Origin of the sequence: Lysobacter defluvii IMMIB APB-9 = DSM 18482, assembly GCF_000423325.1 — a bacterium.
GTDB lineage: Bacteria > Pseudomonadota > Gammaproteobacteria > Xanthomonadales > Xanthomonadaceae > Novilysobacter > Novilysobacter defluvii.
The window spans coordinates 261953-279033 of the sequence record NZ_AUHT01000004.1; the positions used below are offsets into that span (position 1 = coordinate 261953).

General features: G+C 70.0%; 10 protein-coding genes. 7 read left to right on the plus strand and 3 right to left on the minus strand.

The genetic code is table 11. From position 1 onward, the window contains the following. Positions 1 to 57 precede the first annotated feature (57 nt). The 3 genes from prfB to G545_RS0101395 all read left to right on the plus strand — a co-directional run bounded on the left by prfB (position 58) and on the right by G545_RS0101395 (position 3910). A protein-coding gene (gene prfB / locus G545_RS0101385; protein WP_154656475.1) for a peptide chain release factor 2 occupies positions 58 to 1186 on the plus strand; the annotation gives its coding sequence in 2 pieces (ribosomal slippage) (positions 58 to 132 and positions 134 to 1186; 1128 coding nt in all). A gap of 94 nt (positions 1187 to 1280) precedes the next feature. After that, entirely contained in the window at positions 1281 to 2807 is a 1527-nt protein-coding gene (gene lysS / locus G545_RS0101390) for a lysine--tRNA ligase (protein WP_027068827.1), read from the plus strand. A gap of 44 nt (positions 2808 to 2851) precedes the next feature. Then, a complete protein-coding gene (locus tag G545_RS0101395; RefSeq protein ID WP_154656476.1) occupies positions 2852 to 3910 on the plus strand; it encodes a hypothetical protein in 1059 nt (352 codons plus the stop codon). Between the two features lie 95 nt (positions 3911 to 4005). Here G545_RS0101395 and G545_RS0101400 read toward each other — a convergent pair whose 3' ends face one another. After that, positions 4006 to 5685: a long-chain fatty acid--CoA ligase gene (locus tag G545_RS0101400; RefSeq protein WP_027068829.1), complete on the minus strand. Its 1680-nt coding sequence runs from the start codon at positions 5683 to 5685 to the stop codon at positions 4006 to 4008. A 109-nt stretch (positions 5686 to 5794) separates the two neighbouring features. Further along, positions 5795 to 7213, minus strand: coding sequence for a C40 family peptidase (locus G545_RS0101405; RefSeq protein WP_154656477.1), 1419 nt, complete (start codon positions 7211 to 7213; stop codon positions 5795 to 5797). A gap of 119 nt (positions 7214 to 7332) precedes the next feature. On the opposite strand from G545_RS0101405, the gene G545_RS0101410 reads away from it, so the two are divergent. From G545_RS0101410 to G545_RS0101420, 3 genes are read left to right on the plus strand one after another with little or no spacing between them, the layout of a single operon-like run. Continuing rightward, a complete protein-coding gene (locus G545_RS0101410) occupies positions 7333 to 8523 on the plus strand; it encodes a dipeptidase (protein WP_027068831.1) in 1191 nt (396 codons plus the stop codon). Beyond that, complete coding sequence (locus tag G545_RS0101415; RefSeq protein WP_027068832.1) at positions 8520 to 10136, plus strand: serine hydrolase domain-containing protein; 1617 nt, start codon at positions 8520 to 8522, stop codon at positions 10134 to 10136. Before G545_RS0101410 ends, G545_RS0101415 begins: the two co-directional genes overlap by 4 nt. Next, entirely contained in the window at positions 10136 to 11209 is a 1074-nt protein-coding gene (locus tag G545_RS0101420) for a serine hydrolase domain-containing protein (RefSeq protein ID WP_027068833.1), read from the plus strand. The genes G545_RS0101415 and G545_RS0101420 overlap by 1 nt, the downstream gene beginning before the upstream one ends. Positions 11210 to 11326: 117 nt before the next feature. On the opposite strand, the gene acnA is transcribed toward G545_RS0101420, so the two are convergent. Beyond that, positions 11327 to 14098, minus strand: coding sequence for an aconitate hydratase AcnA (gene acnA / locus G545_RS0101425; protein ID WP_027068834.1), 2772 nt, complete (start codon positions 14096 to 14098; stop codon positions 11327 to 11329). 334 nt (positions 14099 to 14432) lie between these two features. Here acnA and acnB point away from each other — a divergent pair, with 334 nt between their 5' ends. After that, on the plus strand, positions 14433 to 17024 hold the full coding sequence (gene acnB / locus G545_RS0101430) for a bifunctional aconitate hydratase 2/2-methylisocitrate dehydratase (protein WP_027068835.1): 2592 nt from the start codon (positions 14433 to 14435) through the stop codon (positions 17022 to 17024). Positions 17025 to 17081 lie beyond the last annotated feature (57 nt).

Here is a 17081-nt window from a genome sequence, read left to right on the forward strand (position 1 = left end):
CGCGCCGGGCCACGCTGCTAGAATGGCCGGTCATTTTTCCAGCCACGAACCACGGACATGATCGAACTCAATCCCGTCCGCCAGCGCATCGCCGACCTGCAGGGCCGGCTGGAAGCGCTGAGGGGGTATCTTTGACTACGACTCCAAGCGCGAACGCCTGGAGGAAGTAGAGCGGGAGCTGGAAAGCCCCGACGTGTGGGACAACCCCGAGCGCGCCCAGGCCCTCGGACGCGAGCGGTCCTCGCTGGACAAGGTGGTCAATGGCATCCGTGCGCTGACCGACAGCCTCGGAGGCGCCGGCGAGTTGCTCGAGCTGGCCGAGATGGAGGACGACGAGGACACCGCCCGCGCGGTGGCCGAGGACGTCGCCGGCTGCGAACGGCAGGTCGAGGAGCTTGAGTTCCAGCGCATGTTCTCCGGCGAGATGGACGACGCGGCGGCCTTCGTCGACATCCAGGCCGGTGCCGGTGGGACCGAGGCCCAGGACTGGGCGGAGATGCTGCTGCGCATGTACCTGCGCTGGGCCGAGTCGCGCGGGTGGAAGGCCGAGCTGATGGAGGTCTCCGGCGGCGAGGTGGCCGGCGTGAAGTCCGCGACGTTCCGGGTCGAGGGCGATTTCGCCTACGGCTGGCTGAAGACCGAGACCGGCGTGCACCGGCTGGTGCGCAAGTCGCCGTTCGACTCCGACAACCGGCGCCATACCAGCTTCACCTCGGTGTTCGTCAGCCCGGAGGTCGACGACGACATCGACATCCAGATCAACCCGGCGGACCTGAAGACCGACGTGTACCGCTCCTCCGGCGCCGGCGGCCAGCACGTCAACAAGACCGAGTCCGCGGTGCGCATCACCCACGTGCCCACCGGGATCGTCGCCGCGTGCCAGACCGAGCGCAGCCAGCACGCCAACCGCGACCGTGCGATGAAGATGCTCGCCGCCAAGCTCTACGAGCTGGAGCTGCAGAAGCGCAACGCCGAGAAGAGCGCGGTCGAGGCCGGCAAGTCCGACATCGGCTGGGGCAACCAGATCCGCAACTACGTGCTCGACCAGAGCCGGATCAAGGACCTGCGCACCGGCATCGAGCGTTCCGACACGCAGAACGTGCTCGATGGCGATCTCGACGAGTTCGTGTCCGCCAGCCTCAAGGCCGGCCTGCAGGTCGGCGCCAAGCGCGCGGACGCAAGCTGACCCATTCCCGCGGGCCGCCATGCCGGCCGCCCGCGGGAACCCTGCACCCATCCCGATTAACCGCGGCCCCGCGCCGCCCCATGGCGATCCCGACATGACCGACCAGACCCCGACGCCCCAGGACGAGAAGAAGCCCGACGAGAGCCGGCTCATCGCCGAGCGGCGGGCGAAACTGGGCGAGCTGCGCGGGCAGGGCATCGCGTTCCCGAACGACTTCCGCCGCGTCGACCTGGCGGGCGCCCTGCAGGACCAGTACGCGGACGCGGCGCAGTGGACCGCCGAGGCGTTGGAGGCGGAGCCGCGCGAGGTCAGCATCGCCGGGCGGATCATGCTCAAGCGGGTGATGGGCAAGGCCAGCTTCGTGCAGGTCCAGGACCAGTCCGGGCGCATCCAGCTGTTCCTGCAGGCCGGCGCGCTGGGCGAGATCTACACCGCCTTCAAGGGCTGGGATGTGGGCGACATCGTCGGCGCGCGCGGCGTGCTGACCCGCACCCGCACCGGCGAGCTGTCGGTGCGGGTGGGCGAGCTGCGCCTGCTGACCAAGTCCCTGCGCCCGCTGCCGGACAAGTTCCACGGGCTGGCCGACGTGGAGCAGCGCTACCGGCAGCGCTACGTCGACCTGATCGTCAACCCGGAGGCGCGCGAGGTGTTCGTCAAGCGCAGCCGCATCGTGCGCGCGATGCGGGCCTGGCTGGACAGTCGCGACTTCCTCGAGGTCGAGACGCCGATGATGCATTACATCCCCGGCGGCGCCACGGCCAAGCCCTTCGAGACCCACCACAACGCGCTCGACCTGGAGCTGTACCTGCGCGTCGCCCCGGAGCTCTACCTCAAGCGGCTGGTGGTCGGCGGGCTGGAGCGGGTCTACGAGATCAACCGCAACTTCCGCAACGAGGGCGTGTCCACCCGGCACAACCCCGAGTTCACCATGCTCGAGCTCTACGAGGCCTACGTGTCCTACGACGAGATCATGGACCTCACCGAGTCCATGATCCGCGACGTGGCGATGCAGGTGCTGGGCACGACGGAGGTGGAGTGGGACGGCGAGCGCATCGACCTGGCGCCGGCGTTCCGCCGCTGGTCCATGACCGACGCCGTGCTGGAGCACAACCCGGAGATCGATGCCTCCGACCTGCGCGACCTGGAGCGGATGCGCGCGCATTGCCGCAGGCTGGGCATCCCGGTCCGGGAAGGCCTGGGCTGGGGTGCGCTGCTGCTGGAGGTGTTCGAAAAGACCGTCGAGCACACGCTGGTGCAGCCCACCTTCATCACCGGGCATCCCGCCGAAGTCAGCCCGCTGTCGCGCTCCAGCGACGCCGATCCGGAGATCACCGACCGCTTCGAGCTGTTCATCGGCGGCAAGGAGATGGCCAACGGCTTCTCCGAACTCAACGACCCCGAGGAGCAGGCCGCCCGATTCCGGGCACAGGTCGAGGCCAAGGAGGGCGGCGACGACGAGGCCATGCACTTCGACGCCGACTACATCCGCGCGCTCGAGGTCGGGCTTCCGCCCACCGGCGGACTGGGCGTGGGCATCGACCGGCTGGTGATGATGCTGACCGGCTCGTCGTCGATCCGGGACGTGCTGCTGTTTCCCTACATGCGACCGACCGCGGGATAATCTCCCGGTGCCCGGCCATGGTGGTCGGCCAACAGGGGGAAACCATGCGTAGGAAGGGAGTGGCGCTCGCGCTTGGCGTGGGCATGGTGGTGGGCGGCAACGCGTGCGCGCAGGACGCAGGGGAGTTCAAGACGCTGTCCCTGGGACAGCCGATACGCGGGGAGATCACCAGCTCCGACCACCTCAATTGGAGTGACGGCACCCGCAGTGAGCGTTACTCGATTACCCTGGCCGAGGGGCAGGCAGTGCGGTTCGCCACCACGGGCCCGCTCAGCGCGTCACTCTCCTTCTTCCTTGAGGGCGAGTTGCTGGCCGGCCCCACCGCACGAGGGAGTGCGGACCTCGTGGTCCGTGCGCCACGCGACGGGCAGTACGTGATCTCGGTCAGCGGCCGGGAAGCCTCCTCTTTCGGGCCCTTCACCCTGGAGGCCGGCGCGCAGCAGGTGTACGACGGTGGCGAAATCCGCGCAGGCGAGTCGCTCGTCGACTGGGCCGACTCTTCGCGATCCATCCCGCTGCACATCGAACGCGAAGGCGTGTACGCCATCCGGATGGACTCGGAGGCCTTCGATACCACGCTGAGCCTCGAAGGTGGCGGGGTCTCGCTGTCCAGCGATGACTCCGCGGGCGGCACCGATTCGATGATCACGGCGGCATTGGTCCCGGGGACGTACAAACTCACGACCGACGGGTTCATGGGCCGGATGGGCGGTGAATACCGGTTGCGGGTCTCCAGCCGTGAACTCCCCCGTGGCGTTGAGGTGGCCACGGCGGGGACGCTGGTGCCGGGCACCCCGGTCACTGCCCTCCACCAGGGCGTTCCGGTGGAGTACCGGCTACTGGTTCCCTCCCCGGCAAGTGCCGTGATCACCATGGACAGCGGGGAAATCGACTCCGTGCTGGTGCTGGAGGGCGAGGGGGTACGGCTCGAGGACGACGACTCGGGCAATGCACTCAACGCGCGGATCAGCACCGTGCTTGCGCCGGGCGAGTACACGCTGCACGCCGGATCCTACGGACGCAATGGTGGCGTGTTCACCCTGTCGGCCTCGCTTTCGGAGGGCCCGGGACGGGAGGGCGACGGCGGATTGGACGCGCCCTGACAGCGTACGGGCCGGTCGCACACGCGGCCGGCCCATCGCTACCCGTGCGCGATGCTCCGCGTCGCGCACGCCGGTCTGGGACTTACTGTCCGCACTCAGGCTTTCGCAGGCTCGTCCCGCAGTTCGCGGCGCAGGATCTTGCCCACGTTGGTCTTGGGCAGCTCGTCGCGGAACTCGATGATCTTGGGCCGCTTGTAGCCGGTCAGGTTCTCCCGGGCGTAGGCCTTGATCTGCTCGGCGGTCAGGTCGGCGTCCTTCCGCACCACCACCAGCTTGACCACCTCGCCGGAGGCCTCGTCGGGAGCGCCGATCGCGGCGACCTCGAGCACGCCCGGCATCGAGGCGATCACGTCCTCGACCTCGTTCGGGTACACGTTGAAGCCGGACACCAGGATCATGTCCTTCTTGCGGTCGACGATGTAGAAGAAGCCCTTCTCGTCCATCTTCGCCATGTCGCCGGTGCGCAGCCAGCCGCCGGCGTCCAGCACCTCGGCGGTCTCCTGCGGGCGCTGCCAGTAGCCCTCCATCACCTGCGGGCCGCGGATGCACAGCTCGCCGACCTCGCCCGGGGCGACGAAGGTGCCGGCCTCGTCGCGGATCGCGGCATCGGTCGAGGGGATCGGCAGGCCGATCGAGCCGTTGTACTCGGCCAGGTCGATGGGGTTGATGCAGGCGGCAGGCGCGGTCTCCGTCAGGCCGTAGGCCTCCACCAGCGTGCAGCCGGTGACCTTCTTCCAGCGTTCGGCCACGGAGCGCTGCACCGCCATGCCGCCGCCGAGGGTCAGCCGCAGGCCGGAGAAGTCCAGGTCCTCGAAGCCGGGGGTGTTGAGCAGCCCGTTGAACAGGGTGTTCACCCCGGTGATAGCGGTGAAGCGCACGCCGTTGAGCTCCTTGACGAAGCCCGGCATGTCGCGCGGGTTGGTGATCAGGTGGTTGAGGCCGCCGAACTTCATGAAGACCAGGCAGTTCGCCGTCAGCGCGAAGATGTGGTACAGCGGCAGGGCGGTGATGATCACCTCCTTGCCCGGCTGCAGGTTGGCCGACACCCAGGCCGAGGCCTGCTGCATGTTGGCGACCATGTTGCGGTGGCTGAGCATGGCGCCCTTGGCCACGCCGGTGGTGCCGCCGGTGTATTGCAGGAAGGCGATGTCCTCGTGGCTGATGCCGACCTGCGGCATCTCGTGCGCTGCACCGGCCTTGAGTGCGTCGCGGAAGCGGATCGAGCCACCGATGCGGTAGTCCGGCACCATCTTCTTCACGTGCCGCAGCACGAAGTTGATGATCGCGCCCTTGACCGGCGGGAGCATGTCGCCCAGCCCGGTGGTGATGACCTTCTCGACCTGGGTGTCGGCCAGGACCTTCTCGGCGGTGTGGCCGAAGTTGTCGACCACCACCAGCACCTTCGCGCCCGAGTCGACCAGCTGGTGGCGCAGCTCGCGCGCGGTGTACATCGGGTTGGTGTTGACCACCGTCAGGCCGGCGCGCAGCGTGCCGAAGATCGCCACCGGGTTCTGCAGGCAGTTCGGCATCATGATCGCGACGCGATCACCACGCTTGAGCTTGAGCTCGCACAGCAGGTAGGCGGCGAACTGCCGGCTGAGCTCGTCGATGTCGCCGTAGGTCAGGACCTTGCCGAAGCTGGAGAACGCCGGGCGGTCGCGGTACTGCGAGATGGCGGTCTCGAGCACCGCCACCACCGAGGAAAACTCGTCGACGTCGATCTGCTCCGGCACGCCGGCCGGGTACTGGGCAAGCCAGGGACGGTCAATGCTCATGTTCTTTTCCCCTTCTGGATCATGGCCTTGCGGTGCCGGCGTAGGACCGTACGCATCCACACGGTGATTCAATCGATTGGAGCACAGGGCCCGGGGGCTGGCAATAAGTTCACGGCCGCTCGCCCAGGCTCCCGCCCGGCCGGACGATGCTGGTCATCCGGTCGATGTAGTCCGTCTCCGCATCCGACATCAGGGCCAGCGGGGTGACCGACACGCCGTTGAGCATCAGCGAGTGGTGTTCGCCGGCGTCGTCCACGTAGCCGCCGCCGTGGATGTCGTGGATCACCCACGGCTCGCCGTCCACCTCGCCGATCACCATCAGCACGTGGCCCGGGATGTACACCAGGTCGCCCACCTGCAGCCGCTCGACCGCGGCCATCCGCTCGGCACGGCCGTGCTCCTTCCCGAAGCGCCAGTGCGAGAGCGCCGGGCTGACCGCCTGGGCGCTGGTGTTGCGCGGCAGCTGCAGCCCCATGCTGCGGTAGACCTCGGATACGAAGCCGCTGCAGTCGCGGGTGCCGTAGGCGTGACCCCAGCCGTAGCGCTCGCCGAGGAACTTGAAGGACTGGCCGATGATGTTGGCGGCGGTCAGGGGCAGGTAGTCCGGGCTGCTGTCGGCGCGCAGCGGCAGCAGGGCCGGGGAGAAGGCCAGGCTGCCGTCCTCCTCGCGCACGGGCATGCGGAGCACGTGGGCGGTGTAGGCCGCCTGCCCGTTGACCGGCCCCGCGGGCAGGTCGCCGGCCAGCGGCAGGCGGATGCCCATGTCCAGCTGCAGCCCCGACACGCGCGGCTCCTCGCGGGTGAACACGGTGTGCTCCACGCCGCCGGTGATGATCCGGTACGGGCGTGCATCGGCGTAGCCGAGGACCTCCCCGCGCGGACCGGTCGCCACGGCGTCGGCCCCGATCCACGCCGCGTAGCGTGGGCTCACCACGAACAGCCAGTCGCCGCTGGCACTGGCGTGCACGACCGCGACGGGCGTGCCCGGGAACAGTGCGCTCTCCTGCAGGCGGTCGATGTCCGTGTCGCCGGGCCGGCTGAACATCCGCTCCGCCGTGGGCATGGCGCGCAGGTCGGCGCGCTCGACCACCAGGCCGAACCGCACCGGGACCGTGTCCGCGATGGCATCGAGCGCCAGCTCCGTCCGCAGCGCATCGAAGGTCGCCTGCGGGACCGGATCGCCGTGCACGTCCCAGCGCTCGACCGCGGGCGGGAAGGAGGCCAGCCGCTCGACCCAGCCACGCACCTGGTCCCCCTCCACGGAGTCTCCCAGCTGGTCGAGGCGGTACATGGAGCGGTCCAGCTCGAACAGGCGCGCGTTCTGTGCCTCGATGTCCTCGCGCGCCGCGAGTTCGCCCGCGCCCTCCGGCAGCTGCGCGGTCCAGTAGCCGGGATCCAGCTGCGCCCGGGTGACGCCCAGCTCGGGCAGCACCACCATCGCCGGTTGCGGTGCATCGGCGGCCAGGCCGCGGGCGCCGGGCAGCAGGGCGGCTGCCAGGAAAAGGGCGAGCAGGGTCGAACGCATCATCGGGTCTCCAGGGGCGGTGCATGCCCATTGTGGCCTGTCCGGCCCGTCGGTGCGTTGCCGCCTACTGCCGGGTCGCGGGTTCTGCTTCAATGGCCCGGGGCCATGAATCGGGGAACACAATGACCAGGACACTCGCCATCGCGCTTGCGCTCGCACTGCCGGTGGCCGGCTGGGCGGCCGAGCCGCTCACGCTCGACTCGCACGTCGACATCCCGCGCACCTACATGCAGGAGGCGCGCTACGACGCCGGCACCGACACCGAACTCAGGGTGGACCTGGGCAAGATGGAGCGGGGCGGGCTGGATGCCGCGTTCTTCATCATCTACGTCGAACAGGGGCCGCTCACGCCAGAAGGCTACGCGGAGGCGATCGCCACCGCGGAGGGCCGCTACGCGGGAATCGAGGCGCTGCTGGCGCGGTACCCGGAGCGGATCCGCTTCGCCGGCTCCCCGGCGGAGGTCCGGCGCAACCACGCCGACGGCGTGCTGTCGGCGATGATCGGCATCGAGAACGGCTATTCACTGGGCCGCAGCCTGGACGCGGTGGACCGCGCCTGGGAGCGCGGCGTGCGCTATCTGGGGCTGACCCACGTGGGGCACAACGCGCTGTGCACGAGCTCCTCGCCGCACGAGGCGACCGGTGAGGCGCCCCCGGGCGCCGGACTGACCGGATTCGGGCGCTCGGTGGTCCTGCGGGCCAACCAGCTCGGGATGATGGTCGACATCTCGCACGCCTCCGACCAGTGCGTCCGCGACGTGGTCGAGTGGTCGCGGGCGCCGGTGATCGCCAGCCATTCCTCCGCGCACGCCCTGGTGCCGCACCCGCGCAACCTCAACGACGAGCTGCTGCGCGCGGTCGCCGCCACCGGCGGGGTGGTGCAGGTGGTGGCCTACACGCACTTCCTGCGCGCCAACCCGGGCCGCGAGGCCGCCGAGGAGGCGCTGAAGCAGGAGGTCGCCCGGCTGGCCGGGGACCCGGAGTTCGACTACCGGTTGCACGAGGACCATCCCGCCTTCCAGGAGGGCCTTGCCCGGATCGAGGTGGAGCATCCGCCCGCGGACATGGACGACTACATGGACCATGTCGAGCACGTCGTCCGCGTGGCCGGGATCGACCACGTCGGCCTGGCTTCCGACTTCGACGGGGGTGGCGGGATCATCGGCTGGGAGGACGCCTCGCAGACGCCGAACGTGACCGCAGCGCTGCGCGAGCGCGGTTTCACCGACGCGCAGATCGAGAAGCTCTGGAGCGGCAACTTCCTGCGCGTGTGGGACGAGGTCCTCGCCCGCGCGGGCGGGGTCACCCGATGAGGCCCCGGCGCAGCGGCCTTGCGCCCGGTGCGGTGTTCGGCCTCGCGCTCGCCGCCGCCATCGGGCAGGCACCCGCCGCCAGCGCGGCGGAGCCGGCGGTCGCGTCCGCACCCGGGCGCGACCACGCCTGGGTGCGCGAGCAGGTCGACGCGGTCGTCGAACGCTACGACCTGCCCGGGATCGCGGTCGGCCTGGTCGAGGACGGCGAGGCCACCCTGGTGCACACCTCCGGCGAGCTGGTACTCGGCTCCGGCGATCCGGTCACCCCGCGCAGCCTGTTCAAGATCGCTTCCAACAGCAAGGCGATGACCGCCGCCGTGCTGGCGCGGCTGGTGGATGCCGGCAGGCTCGCCTGGGACGATCCCGTCATCCGGCACCTTCCGCAGTTCCGCATGCATGACCCGTGGGTGACGGAGAACATGCAGGTGCGCGACCTGCTGATCCACAACAGCGGCCTGCCGCAGGGCGCCGGCGACCTGATGCTGTGGCCGGGGCCGAACGACTTCACCCGCGAGGACATCATCAACGGGCTGGCGCACCTGAAGCCCGAGCGCAGCTTCCGTTCCGGGTACGCCTACGACAACCTGCTCTACGTGGTCGCCGGCGAGGTGGCCGCGGCCGCGGGGGGCGCCAGCTACGAGGAACTGGTCCGCCGCGAGGTGTTCGAGCCGCTGGGGCTGGAGCGCTGCCAGGTGGGCGCCTTCGACCGCGACGCGGTCGGCGACATCGCCCAGCCGCACATGCGCCTGGACGGCGTCCACGTGGCGTACGCGCTGGACCCGCCAAGGGTGCCGGAGATCACCTCCGCGGCCGCGGGCGGCATCCGCTGCGGCCTGGAGGACATGCTCGCGTGGGCACGGGCCTGGCTGGACCCGGATCGGGCGCCGGACTGGCTCTCCGCGCAGCAGCGGAAGGCGATGTGGACCGCGCACACCCCGCTGCCGGTCCCCGCCCGCCAGCACGACTGGAGCCGCACCCGCCTGCGTGCGTACGGCTACGGCTGGCGCCTGGCCGACGTCCATGGCCAGTGGAGCGTGTCCCACACCGGCACCGTGGGCGGCATGTACTCGGTGCTGCACCTGCTGCCCGACCGCGACTCCGGCTTCATGGTGATGATCAACGGCAGCGGCGATGCAGCGCGCACCGTCCTGGACCAGGTGCTGGTCGAGTACCTGCTGGGCGAGGGGGGCGACCGCGACGCGATGCACTACGCCGATGCCCTGGCCGCATCCGCGGCCGATCGCACCGCCAGCGGCCGTGCGCCCGACGTGTCCGTGCGCGAGCCGGCCACCGCGGCGGACATGGCCGGGTGGCTGGGCACCTGGCGGGATCCCTGGTTCGGCGAAGTGACCGTCTGCGAGGCCGGGGGCCGCGTCGAGTTCGCGTCGGCACGCTCCCCGCGCCTGTCCGGGGTGGTGATGGACACCCGCCTGGGGCGCCTGGTCGACTGGCACGCCGACAGCGTGGACGCCGAGGCCTGGCTGCGGCTGGAGCAGGGCAGCGAGGGCCCGGTGCTGCGTATGGCGAAGGTCGATCCGGACGCCGACTTCAGCTATGACTACGAGGACCTGGAGTTCACGCGGACCGGGGAGTGCCCGGTCGGGGGGCGTTGATGCGCGCTGCAACGATGGTGCTTTCGATCCTGCTGGCGGGCTGCGCCTCGCTGCCCACGGCGCCGGCCGTGGAGGCGACGGAGGCCGCGGGCCCCGACCTGGACGCAATCGACGCCCTGATGGCCGACTACACCGGCGAGGTCCCCGGCGCCTCGGTGCTGGTGTTGCACGAGGGCGAGCCGGTGGTGCGCCGCAGCTACGGCCTGGCCGACGTGGATGCCGGCATCGCCGCCACCCCGGCCACCAACTACCGGCTGGCCTCGGTCAGCAAGCAGTTCACCGCCGCCGCGGTCCTGCTGCTGGTCGACGACGGCGTGGTGGACCTGGACGGCCCGGTGCGGCAGTGGCTGCCCGAGCTTCCCCCGATCGCCGACGGGGTCACGGTGCGACACCTGCTCACCCACACCTCCGGGCTGGTGGACTACGAGGAGGTGATGGAGCCCGACCCGCCGGAGCAGCTCCGCGACGCCGACGTGCTGGCGATCCTCGCTGGCGTGGACCGTGCCTACTTCCCGCCGGGCAGCGACTACCGCTACAGCAACAGCGGCTACGCGCTGCTGGCCCTGCTGGTCGAGCGCGCCTCCGGGATGGACTACCCGGATTTCCTGCAGGCGCGGATCTTCGAGCCGCTGGGGATGGAGGGCACGCTGGCCTACACCCGCGAGGGCCCGGCCGTGCGGGAGCGGGCGTACGGCCACACCCTCGTGGACGGGGGCTGGGTGCGTACCGACCAGAGCTCCACCAGCGCGGTGCTGGGCGATGGCGGGGTGTACTCCTCCATCGACGACCTGGCCCGCTGGGACGCCGCGCTGTACGACGACCGGTTGCTGCCGGATCGGCTGCGGACCCTGGCCGTCACTCCGGCCACGCCGACCGACGACCCGGACGTGCAGTACGGCTTCGGCTGGCGCATCACCGGCGACCGGCTGTGGCATTCCGGCGAGACCATGGGGTTCCGCAACGTGCTGGTGCGCTGGCCGGAGCGGCAGCTGACCGTCGTGGTGCTGACCAACCGCAACCACCCGCAGCCATACCCGCTGGCGTTGCGGATCGCCGGGCGCTTCCTGGACTGACTGCGCGGGGCGTCGAAGGACGACGCACCCCCGCGGCGTGACAAACAGGCGTCACAAACAAGGGGAGCGGCCGAAGCCGCTCCCCCATCAGCACCCTGGCCGCCCGGGCCGCGGCGCTCAGGCCGCCTTGCGCGCCAGCTTCCGCAGCACGTAGTGCAGGATGCCGCCGTTGCGGAAGTACTCGACTTCCTTGGGCGTCAGCAGCATCACGTGGACCTGGAAGCTCTTCTCGCTTCCGTCCGGACGGCGCGCCACCACGCGCGCGGTCTTGGAGCTGCCGTCGTCCAGCCCGGTGATGTCGAAGGTCTCGGTGCCGTCCAGGCCGTGGCTGTCGGCGCTCTCGCCGTCCATGAACTGCAGCGGCAGCACGCCCATGCCGACCAGGTTGGAACGGTGGATGCGCTCGAAGCTCTCCGCGATCACCGCCTTGACGCCCAGCAGGTTGGTGCCCTTGGCCGCCCAGTCGCGCGAGGAGCCGGTGCCGTACTCCTGGCCGGCGACCACCACCAGAGGGATGCCGTCGGCCTTGTACTTCATCGCGGCGTCGTAGATCGCCATCTGCTCGCCTTCGCCACCGTCGCGGCCGAAGTACTTGGTGTAGCCGCCCTCGACCCCGTCCAGCATCCGGTTACGGATGCGGATGTTGGCGAACGTGCCACGGACCATCACGTCGTCGTTGCCGCGCCGGCTGCCGTAGCTGTTGAAGTCCGCCGGCTGCACGCCGCGCTCCTGCAGGTACCGGCCAGCCGGGGAGTCCTTCTTGATCGCGCCGGCAGGGGAGATGTGGTCGGTGGTGATCGAGTCGCCGAGCAGCGCCAGCACGCGGGCACCGACGACGTCGTCGATCGTGCCCACCTCCATGGTCATGCCGTCGAAGTAGGGCGGGTTCTTGATGTAGGTCGAGGCCTCGTCCCAGGCGAAGGACTCGCCGGAGGGCGAATCGATGCTGTTCCAGCGGGTGTCGCCCTTGAACACGTCGGCGTAGTTCTGCGCGAACAGCTCGGGGCCGACGGTGGCGGCGATGGTGTCGCCGATCTCCTTGTTGGTCGGCCAGATGTCGCGCAGGTAGACGTCGTTCCCGTCGCGGTCCTTGCCGAGGGGCTCGCGGGTCAGGTCGATGTCCACGGTGCCGGCGATCGCGTAGGCCACCACCAGCGGCGGGGAGGCCAGGTAGTTCATCTTGACCTCGGCGTGGATGCGGCCCTCGAAGTTGCGGTTGCCCGACAGCACCGAGGCGACCGCCAGGTCGTTCTCGGCGATGCCCTTGGACACCGCCTCGGGCAGCGGGCCGGAATTGCCGATGCAGGTGGTGCAGCCGTAGCCGACCACGAAGAAGCCCAGCTTCTCCAGGTCGTCCATGACGCCCGCCTTCTGCAGGTAGTCGGTGACGACGCGCGAGCCCGGGCCGAGGGAGGTCTTCACCCACGGAGCCGGCTTCAGGCCGCGCGCCGCCGCGTTGCGCGCCAGCAGGCCGGCGCCGAGCATCACCGCCGGGTTGGAGGTGTTGGTGCAGGAGGTGATCGCGGCGATGACCACCGAACCGTCCCGGATCTCCACGTCCTGGTCGTTGATGTGGATGCGCGAGCAGACCGCCGGCTTGGCGGCCAGACGGTCCGCCTGCGGCTGCCCGCCACCTTCCTTCTCGAAGCGCTGCAGGGCGCGCTCCGCCTCGGGCGTGCGGCGGTGGGCAACCAGCGGCTCGACGTTGGTGCGGAAGTTCTCCTGGACGTCCTCCAGCAGCACGCGGTCCTGCGGACGCTTGGGGCCAGCGAGCGAGGGCTTCACCGTCGCCATGTCCAGGTGCAGGGTGGCCGAGTACTCGGCTTCCGGCTGCCCGGGTTCGTGCCACAGTCCCTGGGCCTTGGCGTAGGCCTCGACCAGCGCGATCTGCTCCTCGCTGCGGCCGGACAGGCGCAGGTAGCGCAGCGCCTCGGAGTCGATCGGGAAGATGCCGCAGGTCGCACCGTACTCGGGCGACATGTTGCCGATGGTGGCGCGGTCGGCCAGCGGCAGGTGCTGCAGGCCGTCGCCGAAGAACTCCACGAACTTGCCGACCACCCCGTGCTCGCGCAGCATCTGGGTGACCGTCAGCACCAGGTCGGTGGCGGTTGCGCCCTCCGGGAGCTTGCCGGTCAGCTTGAAGCCGACCACCTGCGGGATCAGCATCGACGAGGGCTCGCCGAGCATCGCGGCCTCGGCCTCGATGCCGCCCACGCCCCAGCCCAGCACGCCGATGCCGTTGATCATGGTGGTGTGGCTGTCGGTCCCGAACACGGTGTCGGGGTAGGCCATCAGTTGGCCGTCGACTTCCTGCTCCATGACCACCCGGGCCAGGTTCTCCAGGTTCACCTGGTGGACGATGCCGGTGTTGGGCGGGACCACCTTGAAGTTCTGCAGCGCGCTCTGGCCCCAGCGCAGGAAGCTGTAGCGCTCGGCGTTGCGCTCGAACTCGATTTTGCCGTTGAGGTCCAGCGCGTCGGGCCGGCCGAACACGTCGACCTGCACCGAGTGGTCGATCACCAGCTCGGACGGGATCTGCGGGTTGATCTGCCCGGGCTTGCCGCCCAGCCGGGTGACCGCGTCGCGCATCGCCGCGAGGTCCACCACGCAGGGCACGCCGGTGAAGTCCTGCAGGACCACGCGGGCCGGCATGAAGGCGATCTCGGTGGAGGGCTGCGCCTTGGAATCCCACTTGGCGACCGCCTCGATGTGCGACCGGTCGACGCTCATCCCGCCGTCCTCGTGCCGCAGCAGGTTCTCGAGCAGGATCTTCATCGAGTAGGGCAGCTTCGAAATGTCGAAGCGCTCGCCCAGCGCGGGCAGGCTGAAGTATGTGTACTGGCGGCCGTTGACGTCGAGCTGGCGGCGCGTGGAGAAGGAGTCGGTCATGTGGGGCTCCTGTAGCTGGGATGTCGGGCGGCAGGGCGGGGCGGCCGCGCGGACGCCGGAATGGGTCGATTATGGACAGTTGGGGTTCACGGCGCGTGGAATCAAGCAGGAAGTCCGGACGCTGCGTTCCGCCAATTTCCCTTCGGTGGCGAGCATTTGGCGCAAGCGCAACATTGCCCGCACTGCCTGTTCAGGGCAAAATTGCGGGCCGTGGATCACGCCTGCGCCGGTGGCGCCGGGCCGGTTCATCCCCCCGCCATCCGGCAAGCCGCCCGGCGCGACGCCGCCCGCGGCCCGCCCTCGTGGCGCCGCCACACTCATCACGGGACCTCCAATGCTTTCCAGCTACCGCCAACACGTTGCCGAGCGCGCCGCGCTGGGCATCCCGCCGCTGCCCCTTTCCCCCGAGCAGACCGCCTCGCTGGTCGAACTGCTGAAGTCGCCCCCCGCGGGGGAGGAGGCCTTCCTGCTGGAACTGCTCGCCGAGCGAGTGCCTGCCGGCGTGGACGACGCGGCCCGGGTCAAGGCGTCCTGGCTTGCCGCGGTGGCCCGCGGCGACGAGGCCAACGCGCTGGTCAGCCGCGCCCGCGCCACCGAGCTGCTGGGCACCATGCTCGGCGGCTACAACGTGCAGCCGCTGGTGGAGCTGCTGGACGACGCGGAGGTCGGCGCCATCGCCGCCGACGCGCTCAAGCACACCCTGCTTGTCTTCGACGCCTTCCACGACGTCAAGGCACGCGCTGACGCCGGCAGCGCCAACGCCGCCGCGGTGCTGCGCAGCTGGGCCGAGGCCGAGTGGTTCACCTCCAGGCCGGAAGTGCCGGAGTCGATGACCATCACCGTGTTCAAGGTGCCCGGCGAGACCAACACCGACGACCTGTCCCCGGCGCCGGATGCCACCACCCGCCCGGACATCCCCATGCACGCGCTGGCCATGCTGAAGAACCAGCGGCCGGACGCCCCGTTCGTGCCCGAGGAGGACGGCAAGCGCGGCCCGATCGGCGAGATCCTCCGGCTCAAGGAGAAGGGCCACCTGGTCGCCTACGTCGGCGACGTGGTCGGCACCGGCTCCAGCCGCAAGTCGGCCACCAACAGCGTGCTGTGGTGGACCGGCGACGACATCCCGCACGTGCCCAACAAGCGCGCCGGCGGCGTGTGCCTGGGCGGCAAGATCGCGCCGATCTTCTACAACACCATGGAAGACGCGGGCGCGCTGCCGATCGAGCTGGACGTGTCGAACATGGAGCACGGCGACGTGGTCGAGCTGCGCCCCTACGAGGGCAAGGCGCTCAAGGACGGCCAGGTGATCGCCGAGTTCGCGCTCAAGAGCGACGTGCTGTTCGACGAGGTGCGCGCCGGCGGCCGCATCCCGCTGATTATCGGCCGCGGCCTGACCGCGCGTGCGCGCGAGGCGCTGGGCCTTCCCGCCACCCGCCTGTTCCGCCAGGCGGCCACGCCGGCGGACACCGGCAAGGGCTTCACGCTGGCGCAGAAGATGGTCGGCCGCGCCTGCGGCCTGCCGGAAGGGCAGGGCGTGCGCCCGGGCACCTACTGCGAGCCGAAGATGACCACCGTGGGCTCGCAGGACACCACCGGCCCGATGACCCGCGACGAGCTCAAGGACCTGGCCTGCCTGGGCTTCAGCGCGGACCTGGTGATGCAGTCGTTCTGCCACACCGCCGCCTACCCGAAGCCGGTGGACGTGAAGACCCACCACACGCTGCCGGAGTTCATCTCCACCCGCGGCGGCGTCTCGCTGCGCCCGGGCGACGGCATCATCCACAGCTGGCTCAACCGCATGCTGCTGCCCGACACCGTCGGCACCGGCGGCGACAGCCACACCCGCTTCCCGATCGGCATCTCGTTCCCGGCCGGCTCCGGCCTGGTGGCCTTCGCCGCCGCCACCGGCGTCATGCCGCTGGACATGCCCGAGTCGGTGCTGGTGCGCTTCAAGGGGAAGCTGCAGCCCGGCGTGACCCTGCGCGACCTGGTCCACGCGATCCCGCTGTACGCGATCCGCCAGGGCCTGCTGACCGTGGCCAAGAAGGGCAAGAAGAACATCTTCTCCGGCCGGATCCTGGAGATCGAGGGGCTGCCGGACCTGAAGATCGAGCAGGCCTTCGAGCTGGCCGACGCCTCGGCCGAGCGCTCCGCCGCCGCCTGCACGGTGCGCCTGGACAAGGAGCCGATCATCGAATACCTCACCAGCAACATCACGCTGCTGAAGTGGATGATCGCGCAGGGCTACTCCGATGCCCGCACCCTGCAGCGCCGCATCGACAAGATGGAGCAGTGGCTGGCCGACCCGCAGCTGCTGGAGCCCGACGCCGATGCCGAGTACGCGGCTGTGATCGAGATCGACCTGGACGAGATCGTCGAGCCGATCGTGTGCTGCCCCAACGACCCGGACGACGCGAAGACCCTGTCCGACGTGGCCGGCGACACCATCGACGAGGTGTTCATCGGCTCGTGCATGACCAACATCGGCCACTTCCGCGCCGCCGCCAGGCTGCTGGAAGGCAAGCGCGACATCCCCACGCGCCTGTGGGTCGCGCCACCGACCAGGATGGATGCCGCCGAGCTGACCAAGGAGGGCCATTACGGCACCTTCGGGACCGCCGGGGCGCGGCTGGAGATGCCGGGCTGCTCGCTGTGCATGGGCAACCAGGCCCAGGTGCGCGAGGGCGCGACGGTCATGTCCACCTCCACCCGCAACTTCCCGAACCGCCTGGGCCGCAACTCCAACGTGTACCTGGGCTCGGCGGAACTGGCGGCGATCTGCTCGCGCCTGGGCCGCATCCCGACCCGCGAGGAGTACCTGGCCGACATGGGGGTGGTCGATGCCGACGGGCAGCAGATCTACCGCTACATGAACTTCGACCGGATCGAGGAGTACCGGGTCGAGGAGGCCGCCGAGGCGGTCTGATCCACCCTCGCCGAAGCAGCGCGAAGCCCCGGCACCGTCCGGGGCTTCGCCTTTTTT

Coding starts and splice junctions, on each gene's coding strand:
- G545_RS0101420 (WP_027068833.1), top strand. CDS start 10,136: ATGCGCGCTGCAACGATGGTGCTTTCGATCCTGCTGGCGGGCTGCGCC.
- lysS (WP_027068827.1), top strand. CDS start 1,281: ATGACCGACCAGACCCCGACGCCCCAGGACGAGAAGAAGCCCGACGAG.
- G545_RS0101405 (WP_154656477.1), bottom strand. CDS start 7,213: ATGATGCGTTCGACCCTGCTCGCCCTTTTCCTGGCAGCCGCCCTGCTG.
- G545_RS0101415 (WP_027068832.1), top strand. CDS start 8,520: ATGAGGCCCCGGCGCAGCGGCCTTGCGCCCGGTGCGGTGTTCGGCCTC.
- acnB (WP_027068835.1), top strand. CDS start 14,433: ATGCTTTCCAGCTACCGCCAACACGTTGCCGAGCGCGCCGCGCTGGGC.
- G545_RS0101410 (WP_027068831.1), top strand. CDS start 7,333: ATGACCAGGACACTCGCCATCGCGCTTGCGCTCGCACTGCCGGTGGCC.
- G545_RS0101400 (WP_027068829.1), bottom strand. CDS start 5,685: ATGAGCATTGACCGTCCCTGGCTTGCCCAGTACCCGGCCGGCGTGCCG.
- G545_RS0101395 (WP_154656476.1), top strand. CDS start 2,852: ATGCGTAGGAAGGGAGTGGCGCTCGCGCTTGGCGTGGGCATGGTGGTG.
- acnA (WP_027068834.1), bottom strand. CDS start 14,098: ATGACCGACTCCTTCTCCACGCGCCGCCAGCTCGACGTCAACGGCCGC.